Here is a 16677-nt window from a genome sequence, read left to right on the forward strand (position 1 = left end):
GGGGATGCAGCGATGATTAGCATCACAGGCGAAAGGACGTAAAGTTATGCCGTCATATTTTATGTTTCTCTCATTTTTAACATAGAATAATTTTAATCAGGCTATTCAGTAATCGCTTCCTGATGAGGTGTGATCTCCCCCGTCGACGGGCGTGACCTGCGGTCTCGCAAGCGGACCTGTGCGATCGTGTATCAATGCTGCCGCACTCTTGGCGGGATGATGCGCCAGCACCTGCCAACCCTCAGGCCGCGCTTGCGGGGGTGAGCGTGCCGGCGTGGCGCAAGGCATGCAGCATCGCACGCTTGTCCGCCTCGAAGGCGGGTGAAAGCCGGTCGCGCGGGCGCGGCAAATGCACCGGCATGATGTGCGAGATGCGTCCCGGCCGGGGCTTCATGATGACGATGCGATCTGCCAGGCAAAGCGCCTCTTCCACGTCGTGGGTCACCACCAGCAGGGTGGGGCGGGTGTCGGCCCACAAGTCGAGCAGATGGTCCTGGAGGTCGGCACGCGTGAAGGCGTCGAGGGCGGAGAAGGGCTCGTCCAGAAGCAGCACCCGGGGATGGGCCACGAGGGCCCGGCTCAACGCAATGCGCTGGGCCTGCCCGCCCGACAATTGCCGCGGCCAGCGCGGGCCGTAATCGGCCAGGCCCACCCGTGCGAGTGCCAGCTCGACGCGCCGGGCGCGCTCCGCCCGTGGCAGGTCGTCGAGGCCGAACGCCACGTTTTCCGCCACCGTAAGCCAGGACAGCAGGCGCGGCTCCTGGAACACCAATCCCACGTGGGGATGCGGCCCCTGGATGACGTCCCCGTCCACCCGCACCACGCCCCCGCTGGGCCGCTCCAGCCCCGCCACCAGGCGCAGCAGCGTGCTCTTGCCGCAACCGGACCCGCCGATGATGGCCACGATCTCCCCTTGCGGGACATGCAGGGAGACGTCGGATAGGGCGTGCGCGCCGGTGGAATAGACTTTGCCGAGGCCGTGAATATCCAGCATCAGGCGTGCTCCATCGTATCCTGCCCGCGCAGCAGCGGCGCCGTGAGCGCCACCAGGAGCGCGTCCGTCAACTTGCCGAGGAGGGCGAAAACCAGGATGGCGGCGACGATCTGATCGGGCTTGCCCAGTTGCTGGCCGTCCACCAGCAGATAGCCAAGACCTTCGGATGCGCCCATGAATTCGGCCGCCACCACGAACATCCAGCCGAGCCCCAGCCCGGCCCGCAGCGCGATGACATAATGGGGCAGGATGGCGGGCAGCAGGACGCGGCGGACGAGCTTCAGGCCGGAGAGGCGAAACACGCGGCCCACTTCCACGATCTTCCGGTCCACCGCCAGGATCGCCCCCATGGTGCCGAGATAGACGGGGAAGGCGACGCCCACCGCAATCAAAGTGACCTTTGAGGCCTCGAAAATGCCGAGCCAGAGAATGAAGAGCGGCACCCAGGCGATGGAGGGGATGGCCCGCAACCCCTGAAGGGTGGGATCGATGAGGGCGCGTGCAAGGCCAGATGCGCCGGCGAGGGCGCCGAGCGCCGTGCCTGCCGCCACCCCGACCCCAAACCCCACGCCCACCCGCCAGAGCGTTGCCAGGAGGTGGGGCCAGAGGTCGCCGCTGCGGGCGAGCGCCAGCAGCGTTTCCGCGATCCGGCTGGGCGGCGGCATCAGGCGCCCCTGCACCCATCCCGCGCGCACGGCCGCCTCCCACAGGAGGGCCGCGCCCACCGGGAGCAGCAGGCCGAGGACAAGGCGCCACCGCCGCCACCCCGGTGCCGGCGCGGCGGAGTTGCGAGCGATGCCCTCCGTGGCCAGCCGGTCGGTCTGCGCCAGGCTCATCGCGTGGCCGCCGGCGCCAGATACTGGCTGTCGATGAGGGCATCTACCTTGGCCGCCACGTTCACGTCGGCGGCGATGACGCCGGCCTTCTGCAAGGCGAGGCCCGCCGCCAGGATGCCCTCCTTCTGCTCTGCCCCGATGGGGCCGTAGCTGAGGTCGGTGCGCTGGAGCTGCTTGGCGATCACCGCCTCGGGCAGTTTGGTGGCGGCGACCAGCGTGGTGGCGAGCGCGGCGGGGTTCTTCACCGCCCAGTCGCGGGCCTTCTCATAGGCGGCGAGCACGCGCTTCACGAGGGCCGGGTTCTGGGCGGCGAATTCCTCGCGGACGTTCAGTACACCCCAGGTGTTGGCTTCGGGCTTGCGGAAGAAGAGGATCGCGCCATCCTCCACCTCGGCGGAAGCCATGATGGGGTCGAGCCCCGCCCAGGCGTCCACATCCTTGCGCTGCAGCGCGAGGCGCCCGTCCGCGTGCTGGAGCAGCACCAGCTTGATGTCCTTCTCGGTGAGGCCATTGTCCGCCAGCGCCCGCACCAGGAAGATGTGCGGATCGGTGCCGCGGGTGGCCGCCACCGTCTTGCCCTTCAGGTCGGCGACAGTCTTGATCCCGGTGTCGGGCCGGGTCACGAGCGCGGTCCACTCGGGGCGCGAATAGACATAGATGGACTTGATGGGATTGCCGTTGATCTTGGCGATCAGCGCCGCCGCTCCGGCGGTGGAGCCGAAGTCGAGGGAGCCCGCATTCAGGAATTCCAGCGCCTTGTTGGAGCCCGCCGACTGCACCCAGCGGATGGTGATGCCATCCTTGGCGAACTCGTCCTCCAGGAATTTCTGGTCCTTCAGAACCAGGGAGACGGGATTGTAGGTGGCCCAGTCGATGCGGATTTCCTTCGGCGCCTGGGCGAGGGCGGGGAAGGCGGCAAAAGCGAGGCCGGCAGCGAGGACGAGCCGGCGCGACAGATGGGTCAAGGTCATCTTCGATCTCCGAAAGCGATGGTCTCAGGACGCGCTGGCGGCGGGCGTGCGCGGCACGATGGTGTTGCCGATCATCTCGCCGAAGGGGCCACGATGGGTCGGGGTGACGGGCGGGCGCCCGGTGGTGGCGGCCAGCGGCAGGAGGGGGAAGACCAGCTCCGCGAAGCGATAGGCTTCCTCCAGATGCGGGTAGCCGGAGAGGATGAAGCTATCGATGCCCAGCGCCATATATTCTTTCATACGCGCGGCGACCGTCTCAGGGTCCCCCACCAGCGCGGTGCCGGCGCCGCCCCGCACCAGGCCGACCCCGGCCCACAGGTTGGGGCTGACTTCCAACCGGTCGCGGTGTCCGCCATGGAGGCGGGACATGCGCTGCTGGCCGACGGAATCCATGCGGGCGAAGACGCTCTGGGCCTGCGCGATGGTCTCATCGTCAATATAGGCGATGAGCTTTTCGGCCGCCGCCCAGGCCTCCGCATTGGTCTCCCGCACGATCACATGCAGGCGGATGCCGAAGCTGACCGTCCGGCCGAGCGCCGCAGCGCGGGCACGGATGTCTGCGATCTTGGCTGCCACGTCCGCCGGCGGCTCGCCCCAGGTGAGATATTTGTCCACGGTGCGCGCGGCGACTTCATGGGCGGCCGGCGACGAACCGCCGAAATAGAGCGGCGGATGGGGCTTCTGGACCGTGGGATAGAGCAGTTTCCCGCCTTCGACCGACAGGTGCTTGCCGCTGACGTCGACATCCTCGCCCGTCAGCAGCCGGGTATAGATGTCCAGAAATTCACCCGTGATTTCATAGCGTTCCGCATGGCTGGCGAAGAAGCCGTCGCCCTTGTTCTCCACCGGGTCGCCGCCGGTCACCACATTGATGAGCAGGCGGCCGTTGGAGATGCGGTCCAGCGTTGCCGTCATGCGCGCGGCCACCGCCGGCTGCAGCAGACCGGGACGCACGGCCACGAGAAACCTCAGGCGCTCGGTCAGCGGCGCGAGCGCCGAGGCAATGATCCAGCTGTCTTCGCAGGAGCGGCCGGTGGGCAGCAGTACGCCGAAATAGCCGAGATCATCCGCCGCCTGGGCGATGCGGGCGAGATAGCGCAACGACACCTCACGGGCGCCATGGGACGTGCCGAGATAATGGCCGTCCCCGTGGGTCGGCAAGAACCAGAGGATATTGGCCGCGGATGAGGCCGCGTCCGGGACGGGAAGGGGGGCCTTGGAGGCGGAAATCTCGGTCATGGGCGTCCGTCGCTCGCGAGCGGCCGCATGCCCGGCGCGCAGCGGACAGCCGCAGGCCCTCGATCCGATCCGTCTCGTCATAAACAATAAAAACCATAGAAATTATTGACTAAACAATCGGGCGCTGTCTATCCTTAAATAACACAACATTTTCATGTTATTAGGGGCGCTCCCCATGGGCATCTGGACACGTTGGATCAAAGGCGCGGCACCGCTGCTGGCACTTTCCTTGCTGGCGGGGGCGGCATCCGCCCAGCAGGCCGGAACGGCGGCGCAGGAGCCCCGGCGTGGCGGCACGCTCACAGCCATCATCCAGCCCGAGCCCGTCATCCTCACCGCCGCCCTGAACACGGCGGCTCCCACGGGCGTGGTGACCGGCAACATCTTCGATGGCCTCGTGGACTATGACGCCAATCTCAATCCCATTCCCGCCCTCGCCATCTCCTGGCAGACGGCGCCGGATGGCAAGACCCTGACGCTGAAGCTGCGCGACGGCGTCACCTGGCATGACGGCAAGCCCTTCACCTCGGCGGATGTGAAATGGACCCTGGAGGAGGTGTGGAAGAAGATCCACCCGCGCAACCAGGCCACTTTCGCCAAGGTGACCTCGGTGGATACGCCCGACGACCTCACCGTGGTGCTGCATCTGAGCGAGCCGTCGGTGGCGATCCTCTCGTCGCTGAATTCCAACGGCGCGCAGGTGCTACCCAAGCACCTTTATGAAGGCACCGATATCCTCAACAATCCCTACAACAACAAGCCGGTGGGCACCGGGCCTTTCGTCTTCAAGGAATGGGTGCGGGGCAATTATATCGCTCTCGAGCGCAACCCCAATTACTGGCAGAAGGACAAGCCCTATCTCGATCGCGTGGTGTTCCGCGTGATCCCGGACGCCGCCGCACGCTCCGCGGCGCTGGAGAAGGGGGAAGTGCAATATGCGGTGCTGAGCCCGGTGCCGCTGAAGGATGCCGAGCGCCTCGCCAAGCTGCCGAACCTGCGCGTCTCCACCCAGGGCTATGAATGGCTCTCCCCCTGGCTGTTCGCCGATTTCAACGTGGAGCGGCCCCATCTGAAGGACGCCAAGGTGCGCCAGGCGCTGGCTTATGCCATCGACCGCAACACCATCGCCAAGGTGGTCTGGTTCGGCTTCGCCAAGCCCGCCGTGAGCCCCATCCCGTCCTCGCTCGCCGCCTTCCACGACAATAGCGGCATCACCTACGACTTCGATCCCAAGAAGGCCGAGGCGCTGCTGGACGAGGCCGGCTACAAGCGTGGGGCCGACGGCACCCGCTTTTCCCTCGACATCGACTACATTCCCTATGGCGACGACTACAAGCGCACGGCCGAATATCTCAAGCAGGCTCTGAAGCGCGTGGGCGTGGAAGCCAATGTCCGCTCGCAGGACACCGCCGCCTATACCCGCCGCATCTATGGCGACCGGGATTTCGACATCGCCATCACCTGGTTCGCGGCCTTCTCCGACCCGCAGGTGGGCGTGAACCGCGCCTATTGGTCCGGCCCCATTGGTAAGAACATTCCCTGGACCAACGGCTCCGGCTATCGCAGCGCCGAGGTGGACGCGCTGATCGCGGCCAGCCAGGGCGAGGCCGATCCGCAGAAGCGCATCCAGATCTTCAAGCAGCTGCAGAAGGTGGTGCTCACCGACCTGCCCACCTTGCCCCTGGTGGAGCTGAAATTCTTCACCGTGGAAGCGGCCAACCTGCGCCATCCGCAGCCGCGCGGCGACCAGGTCTATGGCTCCTTCCGCGACTTCTGGTTCGACGAGGCCAAGGCCGAGCCGAAGTCCAATTGAGCTTCCCCTGAGCCTGGGCCGTCCGGCGGATACCGGACGGCCCCTTTTTCCCTTTCGGAGATGCCGCCATGGCCACCCTGTCCCGCCGCGCCTTTCTGGCCGCCACCTCGTCGGTTGCCCTCTTCGCGCTGGCCGGTCCGCTTGCCGCGCAAGCGCCCGCGCCTGCACCCCAGCGCGGCGGCACGCTCAGCATCATCCTCCAGCCGGAGCCGGTGACGCTGACGCCGGCGGCCAATGTGGCCCAGCCGACGCAGGTGGTGGCCGGCAACATCTATGACGGTCTCGTCACCTATGATCTCGACCTGACGCCGCGCCCCAACCTCGCCGAAAGCTGGGAGGTGGCGCCGGATGGGCTGACCATCACCTTCCATCTGCGCAAGGGCGTCACCTGGCACGACGGAAAGCCGTTCACGGCGGCGGATGTAAAATGGTCGCTGGAGAATGTCTGGCGCACCATCCATCCGCGCAACAAGGCGCTGTTCGAGAATGTCTCGGCGGTGGAGACGCCGGACGATCAGACCGTCATCCTGCGCTTCGCCAAGCCGTCCTTGCCCATATTCTCGGTCATTAACGGCGTCGGCGCCCCGATCCTGCCCAAGCATCTCTACGAGGGCACGGACATCCTCAACAATCCCTACAACAACAAGCCCGTGGGCACCGGTCCCTTCGTCTTCAAGGAATGGAAGAAGGGCGAATATGTGCTGCTGGAGCGCAATCCCAATTATTGGGACCCGGCGCGCCCCTATCTCGACAAGCTGGTGTTCCGCGTCATCCCCGATGCCGCCGCCCGCGCCGCAGCCATCGAGAAGGGCGAGATCCAGTACGCGCCGTTCAATCCCGTCCCGTTCCGCGACGTGGAGCGGCTCGCGGCGCTGCCGGGGCTGAAGGTGGAGACGCGCGGCTATGAATGGCTCTCGCCGGTGCTCTATTTCGACCTCAACGTGGACAATGCCTATCTGAAGGACGTGCGCGTGCGCCAGGCCATCGCCCATGCGGTGGACCGGGACGCGCTCACCAAGGTGGTCTGGTTCGGCTATGGCAAGCCGGCCATCAGCCCGGTGCCCTCCACGCTTTCCGCCTTCCACGACACAACCGTGCCGCGTTATCCCTTCGACCTGAAGAAGGCGGAGGCGCTGCTGGACGAGGCCGGCTTCAAGCGCAACGCCGAGGGCGTGCGCTTCTCCCTCACCCACGATTTCCTGCCCTATGGCGACGATTATCGGCGCACCGGCGAGTTCCTGAAGCAGGCGCTGAAGCGGGTGGGCATTGAGGTGAACCTGCGGGCGCAGGATTCCGCTGCTTTCATCAAGCGCATCTATGCAGACCGGGACTTCGACATTTCCTCCTCCTACAATGCCGCCTTCCCCGATCCCCAGATCGGTGTCGTCCGTGAATATTGGTCCGGCTGGCTCGGCACCAAGACGCCCTGGACCAATGGCTCGGGCTATCGCAACCCGCAGGTGGATGCCCTGATCGAGGCGGCCGCCGTGGAGGGCAACCCGCAGAAGCGGGTGGAGGATTTCAAGCAGTTCCAGCAGATCGTCCAGCGCGATGTGCCGACCCTGCCCCTGGTGGAGCTGAAGTTTTTTACCATTCACGCCGCGAACCTCCAGGGCGTCGTCCAGCAGGGCGACCAGGTCTATTCCTCCCTGCGCAATGCCTGGTTCGACACGCCGAAGGGAAATTGACGCCCATGGCGCGCTATCTCAGGCGGGGCCTGTTTCAGATCGCCTTCGTGGTGATCGGCATCGCCATCATCAACTTCTTCCTGCTCCGCCTCGCCCCCGGCGATGCGGCGCAGGTGATGGCGGGCGAGGCCGGCTCGGCCACGCCCGAATATATGGCGGCGCTGCGCCAGCAGTTCGGCCTCGACCAGCCACTCTACGTGCAGTTTCTCGCCTATCTGAAGAATGTGCTGACCCTCAATCTCGGCTATTCGTTCCGGCAGGGCATGCCGGTGTCCGATCTCATCTTCCAGCGGCTGCCCGCTACTCTGCTGCTCATGGGAACGGCCATCACCTTCGCCATCACGGTGGGCGGCACGCTGGGCTTCCTCGCCGCCCGGCAGGCCGGGCGCATCACCGACACGCTCATCTCGGCCCTGGCGCTGCTCTTCTACGCGACGCCGGTGTTCTGGATCGGGGTGATGCTCATCGTCGTCTTCTCGGTGATGCTGGACTGGCTCCCCGTGGGCGGCATGGCGAGCGTTGGCGCCGACCTCTCGGGCCTTGCCTATGCGGGCGATGTGGCCCGCCATCTCGTCCTGCCGGCGGCGACCCTCGGCCTGTTCTACCTTGCCATCTATACCCGCCTGATGCGCGCCTCCATGCTTGAGGTCTACGGGCAGGACTTCGTGCGCACCGCGCGGGCGAAGGGCGTGCGGCCGCGCCGCATCGCGGTCCGCCATGTACTGCGCAACGCCTTGCTGCCCATCGTGACCACCTTGGGTGTCCAGCTCGGCTCCATCCTGGGCGGGGCCATCCTGGTGGAGACGGTGTTCTCCTGGCCGGGGCTGGGCCGGCTGGCGTTCGAGGCGCTGTTCCAACGCGACCTGAACCTTCTTCTCGGCATCCTCTTCTGCTCGTCGGTGGTGGTGGTGCTGGTCAATCTGGCGGTCGACCTTGCCTATACGGTGCTCGACCCGCGCATTGAGCTGTCCTGACCATGGCCTATACGGAAATCGCCACGACCCCGCTGAGATCGGCGCCAAGGCGCGTTGCGCGCGACACTCTCCTCCTGCGCCTGCTGCGCCAGCCCTCCGCCGCTGTGGGGCTGGTGCTGTTCGCCCTTATCGCGGCCATGGCGGCCTCCGCCGGCCTCGTCTTTCCCGACGATCCGCTGGACATGGTGGCCCAGCCCTTCCTGTGGCCGGGAGAGGATGCGGGGTTTCCCCTCGGCACCGACATGCTGGGGCGGGACATTGCCTCCGGCATCTTCTATGGCGCGCGGGTGTCATTGCTCATCGGCGGCGTCGCGACCCTTGTTTCGCTGCTCATCGGCGTCTCCGTCGGCGCCTTGGCGGGCTATTATGGCGGCCGCCTCGATACGGCGTTGATGCGGGTGACGGAGCTGTTCCAGACCGTGCCACCCTTCCTCTTCGCGCTGGCCATTGTCGCCATCCTCCAGCCGTCCATCGCCACCATCACCATCGCCATCGGCATCACCGCCTGGCCGAGTCTCGCGCGGCTCGTGCGGGCGGAGGTGCTGAAGATGCGCCATGGGGAATTGGTGCAGGCCTCCATCGCGCTCGGCGCGTCCGATGCCCGCATCATCGTGCTGCACATCCTGCCGAACACGCTGGCCCCCGTGATCGTGTCCGCCTCCATCCTGGTGGCGAGCGCCATCCTCACCGAATCCTCCCTCGCCTTCCTGGGGCTGGGTGATCCGAACGTGGTGAGCTGGGGCGGCATGGTCGGTGCGGGGCGAGAAGTGCTGCGCACGGACTGGTATGTGGCGACGCTCCCCGGCATCGCCATCGTCGTTGCCGTGCTCGCGCTCAACCTCCTGGGCGACGGCCTGAACGATGCGCTGAACCCGAAGAGGGCGGGCCGATGACCGAGGCTGTCCTGTCCGTCGAGAAGCTCAACATCTCCTTCCACACCCGGGCCGGCACCGTGCGGGCGGTGCGCGATCTGTCCTTCCACGTGGGGCGCGGGGAGACGCTGGCCATTGTCGGGGAGAGCGGGTGCGGCAAGTCCATCACCGCCCTCTCCCTGCTCGGCCTCGTGCCGGCGCCGGGGCGGGTGGAGGGCGCGGCGGTGCGGCTGGAAGGGCGCAATCTCCTGGGGCTTGCCGAGGCGGAGCTGCGGCGCCTGCGCGGTGCGCGCATTGCCATGATCTTCCAGGAGCCCATGACGGCGCTTAATCCCGTGCTCACCATCGGCGAGCAGGTGATGGAGGCCATCCTCGAGCATGAAAAGGTCAGCCGCGCCGCCGCCCGCGACCGGGCGCTCGCCCTGCTGGAGCGGGTGCGCATTCCCGATGCGCGCCGGCGCTTCTCGGATTTTCCCCATCGCCTCTCCGGGGGCATGCGCCAGCGGGTGATGATCGCCATGGCCCTGGCGCTCTCGCCGGCGGTGCTGGTGGCGGATGAGCCGACCACGGCGCTGGACGTAACCATTCAGGCCCAGATCCTTGATCTCATCGACGACTTGAAGCGGGAGAACGGCACCGCCGTCGTCCTCATCACCCATGACCTGGGCGTGGTGGCCGAGCATTCCGACCGGGTTCTCGTCATGTATGCCGGCCGGCAGGTGGAGGCGCGGACCACGGCGGACCTGTTCGCCCGTCCGCTCCACCCCTATACGCGCGGCCTCATCGCCGCCCGCCCCAAGCTCGGCGCCAGCGGCTTTGGCCGGCAAAGGCTGGTGGAAATCCCCGGCACCGTGCCGAGCCTTGCGGTCATGCCCGCCGGCTGTGCCTTCGCGCCCCGCTGCGCCCTGGCGGAAGCCGCCTGCGGCCTTGCCATTCCCCCTCTCATGCCAACTGCGGGCGGGGCTGTTGCCTGCCTGCGCGCGGAAGCCGATCATGTTCCAGAGCCCATCCCCGCGCCCCTCGATGCCTGACCCCGTTCTCCGGGTGGATGAGCTGTCCGTCCGCTTCTCCACCAGCCGCGGCACCGTCCAGGCGGTCAGCGACGTGTCGCTCAGCCTCGCCCCCGGCGAGACGCTGGGGCTGGTGGGGGAGTCCGGTTGCGGCAAGTCCACCCTCGGGCGGGCGGTGGTGCGCCTCATCGCGCCGGCGGCGGGGCGCATCTGGCTGGATGGCGCGGATGTCACCCACCAGCCGCGCCATCGGCTGCGTGCCGCGCGGCGCAAGGTGCAGATGGTCTTTCAGGACCCCTTCGCCTCCCTCGATCCGCGCTGGACGGTGGGGGACCTCATCGCCGAGCCGCTGCACATCCACGGCATCGGAACCCGTGCCGAGCGCCATGCCCGCGTTGCGGACCTGCTGCACAAGGTGGGGCTGCCGGCGGATGCGGCGGAGCGCACGCCCCATCAATTCTCCGGCGGCCAGCGCCAACGCATCGGCATCGCCCGCGCGCTGGCGCTGGAGCCGAACGTGATCGTGCTGGACGAGCCCGTCTCGGCCCTCGATGTCTCCGTCCAGGCGCAGATCCTGAACCTGCTGGTGGACCTCCAGCGCACGCTGGGCGTCGCCTTCCTATTCATCAGCCACGATCTGTCGGTGGTGGAATATGTCAGCGACCGTGTGGCCGTCATGTATCTCGGTCGCATCGTGGAACTGGCGGACCGGGAGACCCTGTGGCGCCGTCCGGCCCATCCCTATACCCGCGCGCTCCTGGATGCGGTGCCCCGCATGAGCGCAGGCGGCCCCCGTCCGGCGCCGCTCAAGGGCGACCTGCCGAGCCCCTATGCGCCGCCGTCCGGCTGCGCCTTCCATACCCGCTGCCCGCTCGCCTTCGATCTGTGCCGGACGCAGGCGCCCGCCTTGCGCCAGATCGGCCCTTCCCATACGGCGGCGTGCCATCTGGCGGACAGCGAAGGGGTCCTGCCGCGCGCGCCCGAGCCGGTGGCGTGAACGGCCGGGCGACCATCACGCCTCCGTCCCGAGAAAAAGGAAAGGGGCTCCAGCCCTTCCGCTGAAGCCCCAGACCTTCGGCGCGCGCATGTATGCCCCCATTCCAGCGCGCCCCGAAGCCGCGAGCGCGTCAGCGCAAGCCGAATCCGAGAGACAGAAGCGCGTCGCGCATGCGGTCCCGGCCGCTCAGGGCTTCCGGCCCCCGGACCCGGTTCAAGGCTGCTTCCATCCATCCCACGTCCGGCAGCTTCTGGCCGCGCTGGAAGCGCTTCAGGCTGGCCTCATAGGCGGCGAGGTCCGCGGGCGGAAGGGAGGGGTCGTAGCGCTCGCGATGCAAGATCAGTGGCTGCGGCAGGCGGGGCTTGACGTCGGCGGGGCGCGCGGGGTCGGGATAGCCGATGGCGAGGCCGAAGACGGCGAGCACATTGGGCGGCAGGCCCAGCAACTCCGCCACCTCCTCCGGCCGGTTGCGCAGGGCGCCGATATAGACCCCGCCGAGGCCTAAGGATTCCAGCGCCACCACCGCATTCTGCGCGGCCAGCGCCGCATCGATGATGCCGACGAACAAGGTTTCCAGATAGGACAGCGCGCCCGTGGGGCGCTCTTCCCGGCGCCCGATCTCCTCCAGCCGCGCGAGGTCGGCGAGCCACACCAGCACCAGCGGCGCCTCGGCCACATGCTTCTGGCCACCGGCAATCTCGGCGAGCCGCACCTTGGTGTCCTGGCGCTCCACCGCCACCAGGCTGAAGGTCTGGAGGTTGGAGGAGGAGGGCGCCGACTGGGCCGCCGCCACCAGCGTCTCGATCAGCCCGTCGGGCAGGGGCCGGTCGGAGAAGGCGCGCACCGAGCGATGGGCCAGCAGGCCGGCAATGGTGTCGGTGAGCAGAATATGCGGCGGTGCTTGTTCGGCACCGTAGCGCTCCGCCAGGAGATGGTCGGCGGAAGGGGGGTCAGACGGGGCGGTTGAGGCCGCAACAGGCGCGGGGGCCGGCATGGAAGACGTCCTTGCGGATAGAGGAATGGCAAACGCACCTCAGGCTGCCGGCTCCGGCGTGCGGGCCGGGCGGCTGGCGCCGGCGCGAAAGCCGGCGGCGGGATGGGTGTCCGGCAAGGTGGCGGCGCGCCCGAACAGCTTCTGGCGCAGCGTGCCGGCCGGATAGGAGGTGCGGTAGACGCCCCGCGCCTGAAGCTCCGGCACCACCAGATCCACGAAGGATTCCAGCGTCTCGTGGGAGACGATGCGGTTGAGGTTGAAGCCGTCCACGTCGGTCTCCCGCACCCAGGCGACGATCTCGTCCGCCACCTCGTCCGGCGAGCCCACGATGAAGGGACCACGGGCGCCGGTGACGGAGAGCGTGGCCAGATCCTTCACCTTGAGCGGCTGGGCGCTGCGCAAGGTGAGGTTCTCGATGGTGGACTGGATGGCGTTGCTCTTCACATAGGAGATGGCCTCCTCGGGATCGAGCGCGGACAGGTCGACGCCGGTCCAGCCGGACAGCAGGGCCAGTTGCCCGGCGGCATGCACATAGGGCGCATATTCCGAGACGAGGTCCAACGCCTCGGCGCGGGTGGGCGCGACGATCACATTGGCGCTGGCATAGAAGCGCACGTCATAAGGATCGCGCCCCACCGCCGCCGCTTCGGTGCGGATGGCCTTCGCGGTCTCGGCGAGCAGGGCCTTGGTCTGGCCGTTGAGGAAAATGGCCTCCGCATGCCGCGCCGCGAACTGCCGGCCCCGGCTGGAGGCCCCCGCCTGGAACAGCACGGGCGTGCGCTGGGGCGAGGGTTCCGCCAGCTGGATGGCGTCCACCTGGTAATAGGGCCCGTCATGCCTGACGCGATGGACCTTGGCCGGATCGGTGAAGATGCGTCCCGTCCGGTCGCGCTTCACCGCGCCGTCCTCCCAGCTGCCTTCCCACAGCTTGTAGACGGCGGCCAGGAAGTCCTCGCCGGCATCATAGCGCGCGTCATGGGCACGGTTGGCGGCAAGGCCCATGCCCTTGGCGCCGCTGTCCAGATAGCCCGTGACAATATTCCAGCCGACCCGGCCCTGGGTGAGATGATCCAGCGTCGCAAAACGTCGGGCCAGGATATAGGGGTGCTCGTAGGTGAGGTTCGCCGTGACGCCGAAGCCGATATGGCGCGTGGCCTGGGCCATGGATGGCACCACAAGGGTGGGATCAAGGCTCGGCGTCTGCGCGGCCGAGACCAGGGCCGTGTTCGGGCTCTGACCATAGACATCATAGGTGCCCAGCACATCGGCCAGGAACACGCCGTCAAACAGGCCGCGCTCGGCGATGCGGGCGAGCGAAATCCAGTAGTCGAGGCTGGTATAGTTGAAGGCGCGGTCGCGCGGATGTGCCCAAAGGCCCGCCCAGGTGTGGCTGGGGGCGGCCATGTTGAAGGCGTTGAAGCGGATCTCCCTTGGCCGGGACATGGCGCTCTCCAGGATCAGGTATAAAGGGGGGTGGGCGTGATGGTCCCGTTGAGGGCGAAATTGCCCACCTCGCGGGCCTTGTAGACCACGGGATCATGCAGGGTATGGGTGCGGATGTTGCGCCAGAAGCGGTCGTATCCGTAGCTGCCTGCCGTGGCCCGCGCGCCCATCAGCTCGAAGATGCGCGAGGTGACTTCCAGCGCCGTGCGGCTGGCATGCACCTTGGCCGCATAGATGGCGGCGGCGGTCACATTGCGCTCCGCCTGCGTGACGGCATTGGCGCGTGCCGCCGCCGCCTCGAACTGGACCGCGGCCACATCCGCCAGCGCCAGGGAGGCGCGCAGTTCCACATCCAGGTTGCCGTAATGCTCGAGGATGTAGGGATCGTGGCTGGCCTTGTCGACGCCGGACACCTGCCAGGGCCGCGAGACCTCGCGGATGTAGCGATTGGCCTCGGCGAGCGCCCCCTCGGCGGTGCCGAGATAGATGTTCACGATCAGCAATTGATGGAAGGGCACCACGAGAGTGGTGCGCGGCGGGGGCGAGGCCGCGGGATCGCCGAGGATCTCGTCCACCCCCACCGCCACATTCTCGAACGTGATGGTGCCGCTCTCCGACAGGCGCTGGCCGAAGGCGTCCCAGTCATTGCCATGGCTGACCCCCGGCCGATCTCCGGGCACCAGGAGGACGACGAAGCCATCCCGATGCTGGGCGCGCAGGGTGATCCGGTCGGCAATCGCCGCATTGGAGGCGAAGGTTTTCCGGCCGGTCAGGCGGTAGCCCTCCTCGGTGTGCACGAGGCGGGATTCCGGGTCGCGCGGATTGGAGGCACCGCCCCAGAACCAGCGTTCGGCCACCGCCGCCCGCGTGAGCGAGAGGGCCTGCTCCGGTGTGGCGCGCCAGAGCGCGTTGGTCAGGTGCAGATAGTGATAGGCCAGAAGCTGGGCGATGGAGGCATCCGCGCGCGCGATGGTGCGCACGGCCAGCAGCGCGTCGGAAAACCGCCCGCCGCCCCCGCCGAGCTCGACCGGATAGAGCAGTTCCAGCAAGCCGGCGTCCCGCAGCAGGGCGAGCTCGCTTAAGGGGGAGGCGCCGGCCTTGTCGCGTTCGGCGGCATCCACCGCGAGGGCGTCGGCCACCGTCTGGGCGGCAGTCTGCCAGTCCGCGAGACGGGAGGCGCGCGCGGCGGGGAGGGTGAGCAAGGAGGAGGCGGTCATGGGCAGCTCCGAACCTGAGGGTCGACGGCACTCACCACGCGGGCAGGATGCTGCCCTGGAACTTGGCGAGGGTGAAATCCTTCACCGGCTGGGACCGGTAGACCTCGATGAACTTGCGGATGCGCGGATCTTCCTTGCGGTCCTCGCGGACGGCGAAGACCAGCGTGAAATATGGCTTGGCCTCTTCCACCGAGGTTTCCGCCACCAGCGCCGTGTTCAGCTTGAGGCCCGCCAGATAGGCATAATTGGAGGAGACGAAGGCAGCCGCCACATCATCCAGCGAACGGGAGAGCTGGGCCGCATCCAGCTCCGTGATCTGGAGCTTCTTCGGGTTCTCCACCACGTCCACCACGCTGGCATAAAGCCCGGTGCCCGGCTTCAGCTTGATGAGCCCGGCGCGCTGGAACAGCAGGAGGGCACGCCCGCCATTGGTGGGGTCGTTGGGAATGGCGATCTTCGCGCCGACGGGGATGTCGGCCACGGATTTGTAGGTCTTGGAATAGATGCCGGCGGGCACGAGGATGGATTCGTCGAGCGCGACGATCTGGTAGCCGCGCGTCTTCACCTGATTGGCCAGATAGGGGCGGTTCTGGAAATTGTTGAGGTCGATGTCCCCCGCCTGGAGGGCGGCATTGGGCTGGTTCCAGTCGGTGAACTCGATGATCTCCGCCTTCACCCCTTCCTTTTCGGAAAGCCGTGCGGCTTCGCGCAGGATGTCGCCATAGGGGCCGGCGGACACGCCCACTTTCAGCGGCTTGTCGCTGGCGGGCGTCTGGGCGGCGGCGGGCAGCGCAAGGACCGTTGCGGTCAGCCCACCCAACACCACATACAGGAACCGCTTGCGGGAAAATTGGATCATGTCAGTCACCCGATGTGAAAGGAAGCACAGCGCAATGGCGGCGGCGCAACCGGCGTCTGGAGGCCGTGTCGCGCCTGTCTTCCTAAAATCTATAAATATGATCGATTATATTGACAATAGGAGGGGCGCGCTTATTCTCGCCCCATGAACCGCTCCCCAGGCGGCGCTGCCGCGCGCGCCTAAAGCACTGTCACAGTGTGAAGATCTAAAGGCTTTCCATGAACGCGCACGTTTCTGCCCCGCTCGCCGCGCCCATCCCTGAGGCACCGGACCCGGCCTCGCTCGCTTTCCGCGCGGCCATGCGCAAGCTGGCCGGGGCGGTCAGCGTGCTGAGTGTTGGCCAAGGCGATGGTCGGACGGGTCTGACGGCCACGTCCGTCTCCTCCCTTTCCGTGGACCCGCCCACTTTGCTCATCAGCGTGAACCGCTCGGCTTCCGCCCATGGCGTGCTGCTCTCCGAGCGGGCCTTCGCCATCAATGTGCTGCGCCCCCATCACGAAGCCCTCGCCGACCGCTTCGCCGGCCGCGGCGGTGTGAAGGGCGCCGAGCGTTATGAGGGCGCCGAATGGACGCGGCTTTCCACTGGTGCCCCGGTGCTGGCCGATGCCCTGGCGGTGTTCGACTGCGTGCTGGAAGATGCCATCGAGCGGCATTCCCACATCATCGTCATCGGTCGCGTGGTGGCCTCCCGCATCACGGAAAATGCCAGCCCGCTGCTCTATTGGGCGGGCGCCTATCGCGGGCTCGCGCTCTGATCTGCGCCGGCTCGA

Annotated in this window: 15 protein-coding genes; 7 read left to right on the top strand and 8 right to left on the bottom strand. The window is 67.2% G+C overall.

Annotated features, from left to right (window positions below):
• Window positions 1–241 precede the first annotated feature (241 nt).
• Genes ACT54L_RS24015 through ssuD form a run of 4 tightly spaced genes read right to left on the bottom strand, consistent with a single transcriptional unit; the run spans window position 242 to window position 4040 of the window.
• Window positions 242–994: an ABC transporter ATP-binding protein gene (locus tag ACT54L_RS24015; protein WP_476088186.1), complete on the bottom strand. Its 753-nt coding sequence runs from the start codon at window positions 992–994 to the stop codon at window positions 242–244.
• Entirely contained in the window at window positions 994–1830 is an 837-nt protein-coding gene (locus tag ACT54L_RS24020) for an ABC transporter permease (protein WP_476088187.1), read from the bottom strand. The genes ACT54L_RS24015 and ACT54L_RS24020 overlap by 1 nt, the downstream gene beginning before the upstream one ends.
• Window positions 1827–2801: an aliphatic sulfonate ABC transporter substrate-binding protein gene (locus ACT54L_RS24025; protein ID WP_476088188.1), complete on the bottom strand. Its 975-nt coding sequence runs from the start codon at window positions 2799–2801 to the stop codon at window positions 1827–1829. Before ACT54L_RS24025 ends, ACT54L_RS24020 begins: the two co-directional genes overlap by 4 nt.
• Window positions 2802–2825: 24 nt before the next feature.
• On the bottom strand, window positions 2826–4040 hold the full coding sequence (ssuD, locus tag ACT54L_RS24030) for an FMNH2-dependent alkanesulfonate monooxygenase (protein ID WP_476088189.1): 1215 nt from the start codon (window positions 4038–4040) through the stop codon (window positions 2826–2828).
• Between the two features lie 175 nt (window positions 4041–4215).
• On the opposite strand from ssuD, the gene ACT54L_RS24035 reads away from it, so the two are divergent.
• From ACT54L_RS24035 to ACT54L_RS24060, 6 genes are all read left to right on the top strand, one after another.
• The gene (locus ACT54L_RS24035) at window positions 4216–5853 is read left to right on the top strand and encodes an ABC transporter substrate-binding protein (RefSeq protein WP_476088190.1); all 1638 of its coding nucleotides are present in this window, start codon (window positions 4216–4218) and stop codon (window positions 5851–5853) included.
• A 68-nt stretch (window positions 5854–5921) separates the two neighbouring features.
• Window positions 5922–7541: an ABC transporter substrate-binding protein gene (locus ACT54L_RS24040; RefSeq protein WP_476088191.1), complete on the top strand. Its 1620-nt coding sequence runs from the start codon at window positions 5922–5924 to the stop codon at window positions 7539–7541.
• Window positions 7542–7546: 5 nt separating this feature from the next.
• Complete coding sequence (locus ACT54L_RS24045) at window positions 7547–8515, top strand: ABC transporter permease (protein ID WP_476088192.1); 969 nt, start codon at window positions 7547–7549, stop codon at window positions 8513–8515.
• Between the two features lie 137 nt (window positions 8516–8652).
• A complete protein-coding gene (locus ACT54L_RS24050; RefSeq protein ID WP_476088284.1) occupies window positions 8653–9408 on the top strand; it encodes an ABC transporter permease in 756 nt (251 codons plus the stop codon).
• Window positions 9405–10418, top strand: a complete 1014-nt coding sequence (locus ACT54L_RS24055; protein WP_476088193.1) for an ABC transporter ATP-binding protein — start codon at window positions 9405–9407, stop codon at window positions 10416–10418. Before ACT54L_RS24050 ends, ACT54L_RS24055 begins: the two co-directional genes overlap by 4 nt.
• On the top strand, window positions 10411–11394 hold the full coding sequence (locus ACT54L_RS24060) for an ABC transporter ATP-binding protein (RefSeq protein ID WP_476088194.1): 984 nt from the start codon (window positions 10411–10413) through the stop codon (window positions 11392–11394). Before ACT54L_RS24055 ends, ACT54L_RS24060 begins: the two co-directional genes overlap by 8 nt.
• A 130-nt stretch (window positions 11395–11524) precedes the next feature.
• Here ACT54L_RS24060 and ACT54L_RS24065 read toward each other — a convergent pair whose 3' ends face one another.
• From ACT54L_RS24065 to ACT54L_RS24080, 4 genes are read right to left on the bottom strand one after another with little or no spacing between them, the layout of a single operon-like run.
• Window positions 11525–12388, bottom strand: coding sequence for an NADPH-dependent oxidoreductase (locus tag ACT54L_RS24065; protein ID WP_476088195.1), 864 nt, complete (start codon window positions 12386–12388; stop codon window positions 11525–11527).
• Window positions 12389–12427: 39 nt separating this feature from the next.
• Window positions 12428–13831: an LLM class flavin-dependent oxidoreductase gene (locus tag ACT54L_RS24070; protein ID WP_476088196.1), complete on the bottom strand. Its 1404-nt coding sequence runs from the start codon at window positions 13829–13831 to the stop codon at window positions 12428–12430.
• Between the two features lie 14 nt (window positions 13832–13845).
• Complete coding sequence (locus ACT54L_RS24075) at window positions 13846–15048, bottom strand: acyl-CoA dehydrogenase family protein (RefSeq protein WP_476088197.1); 1203 nt, start codon at window positions 15046–15048, stop codon at window positions 13846–13848.
• 31 nt (window positions 15049–15079) lie between these two features.
• On the bottom strand, window positions 15080–15907 hold the full coding sequence (locus ACT54L_RS24080; protein ID WP_476088198.1) for a MetQ/NlpA family ABC transporter substrate-binding protein: 828 nt from the start codon (window positions 15905–15907) through the stop codon (window positions 15080–15082).
• Window positions 15908–16125: 218 nt separating this feature from the next.
• Here ACT54L_RS24080 and ACT54L_RS24085 point away from each other — a divergent pair, with 218 nt between their 5' ends.
• On the top strand, window positions 16126–16662 hold the full coding sequence (locus ACT54L_RS24085; protein ID WP_476088199.1) for a flavin reductase family protein: 537 nt from the start codon (window positions 16126–16128) through the stop codon (window positions 16660–16662).
• The last annotated feature ends 15 nt before the right edge of the window (window positions 16663–16677 follow it).

This window comes from Aquabacter sp. DMC10, assembly GCF_056314145.1.

Bases quoted from the DNA above. Each gene is read 5' to 3' on its own strand.
- ssuD (WP_476088189.1), bottom strand. From the start codon at position 4,040: ATGACCGAGATTTCCGCCTCCAAGGCCCCCCTTCCCGTCCCGGACGCG.
- ACT54L_RS24060 (WP_476088194.1), top strand. From the start codon at position 10,411: ATGCCTGACCCCGTTCTCCGGGTGGATGAGCTGTCCGTCCGCTTCTCC.
- ACT54L_RS24015 (WP_476088186.1), bottom strand. From the start codon at position 994: ATGCTGGATATTCACGGCCTCGGCAAAGTCTATTCCACCGGCGCGCAC.
- ACT54L_RS24025 (WP_476088188.1), bottom strand. From the start codon at position 2,801: ATGACCTTGACCCATCTGTCGCGCCGGCTCGTCCTCGCTGCCGGCCTC.
- ACT54L_RS24045 (WP_476088192.1), top strand. From the start codon at position 7,547: ATGGCGCGCTATCTCAGGCGGGGCCTGTTTCAGATCGCCTTCGTGGTG.
- ACT54L_RS24085 (WP_476088199.1), top strand. From the start codon at position 16,126: ATGAACGCGCACGTTTCTGCCCCGCTCGCCGCGCCCATCCCTGAGGCA.
- ACT54L_RS24035 (WP_476088190.1), top strand. From the start codon at position 4,216: ATGGGCATCTGGACACGTTGGATCAAAGGCGCGGCACCGCTGCTGGCA.
- ACT54L_RS24055 (WP_476088193.1), top strand. From the start codon at position 9,405: ATGACCGAGGCTGTCCTGTCCGTCGAGAAGCTCAACATCTCCTTCCAC.
- ACT54L_RS24065 (WP_476088195.1), bottom strand. From the start codon at position 12,388: ATGCCGGCCCCCGCGCCTGTTGCGGCCTCAACCGCCCCGTCTGACCCC.
- ACT54L_RS24020 (WP_476088187.1), bottom strand. From the start codon at position 1,830: ATGAGCCTGGCGCAGACCGACCGGCTGGCCACGGAGGGCATCGCTCGC.
- ACT54L_RS24080 (WP_476088198.1), bottom strand. From the start codon at position 15,907: ATGATCCAATTTTCCCGCAAGCGGTTCCTGTATGTGGTGTTGGGTGGG.
- ACT54L_RS24075 (WP_476088197.1), bottom strand. From the start codon at position 15,048: ATGACCGCCTCCTCCTTGCTCACCCTCCCCGCCGCGCGCGCCTCCCGT.
- ACT54L_RS24040 (WP_476088191.1), top strand. From the start codon at position 5,922: ATGGCCACCCTGTCCCGCCGCGCCTTTCTGGCCGCCACCTCGTCGGTT.
- ACT54L_RS24050 (WP_476088284.1), top strand. From the start codon at position 8,653: ATGGCGGCCTCCGCCGGCCTCGTCTTTCCCGACGATCCGCTGGACATG.
- ACT54L_RS24070 (WP_476088196.1), bottom strand. From the start codon at position 13,831: ATGTCCCGGCCAAGGGAGATCCGCTTCAACGCCTTCAACATGGCCGCC.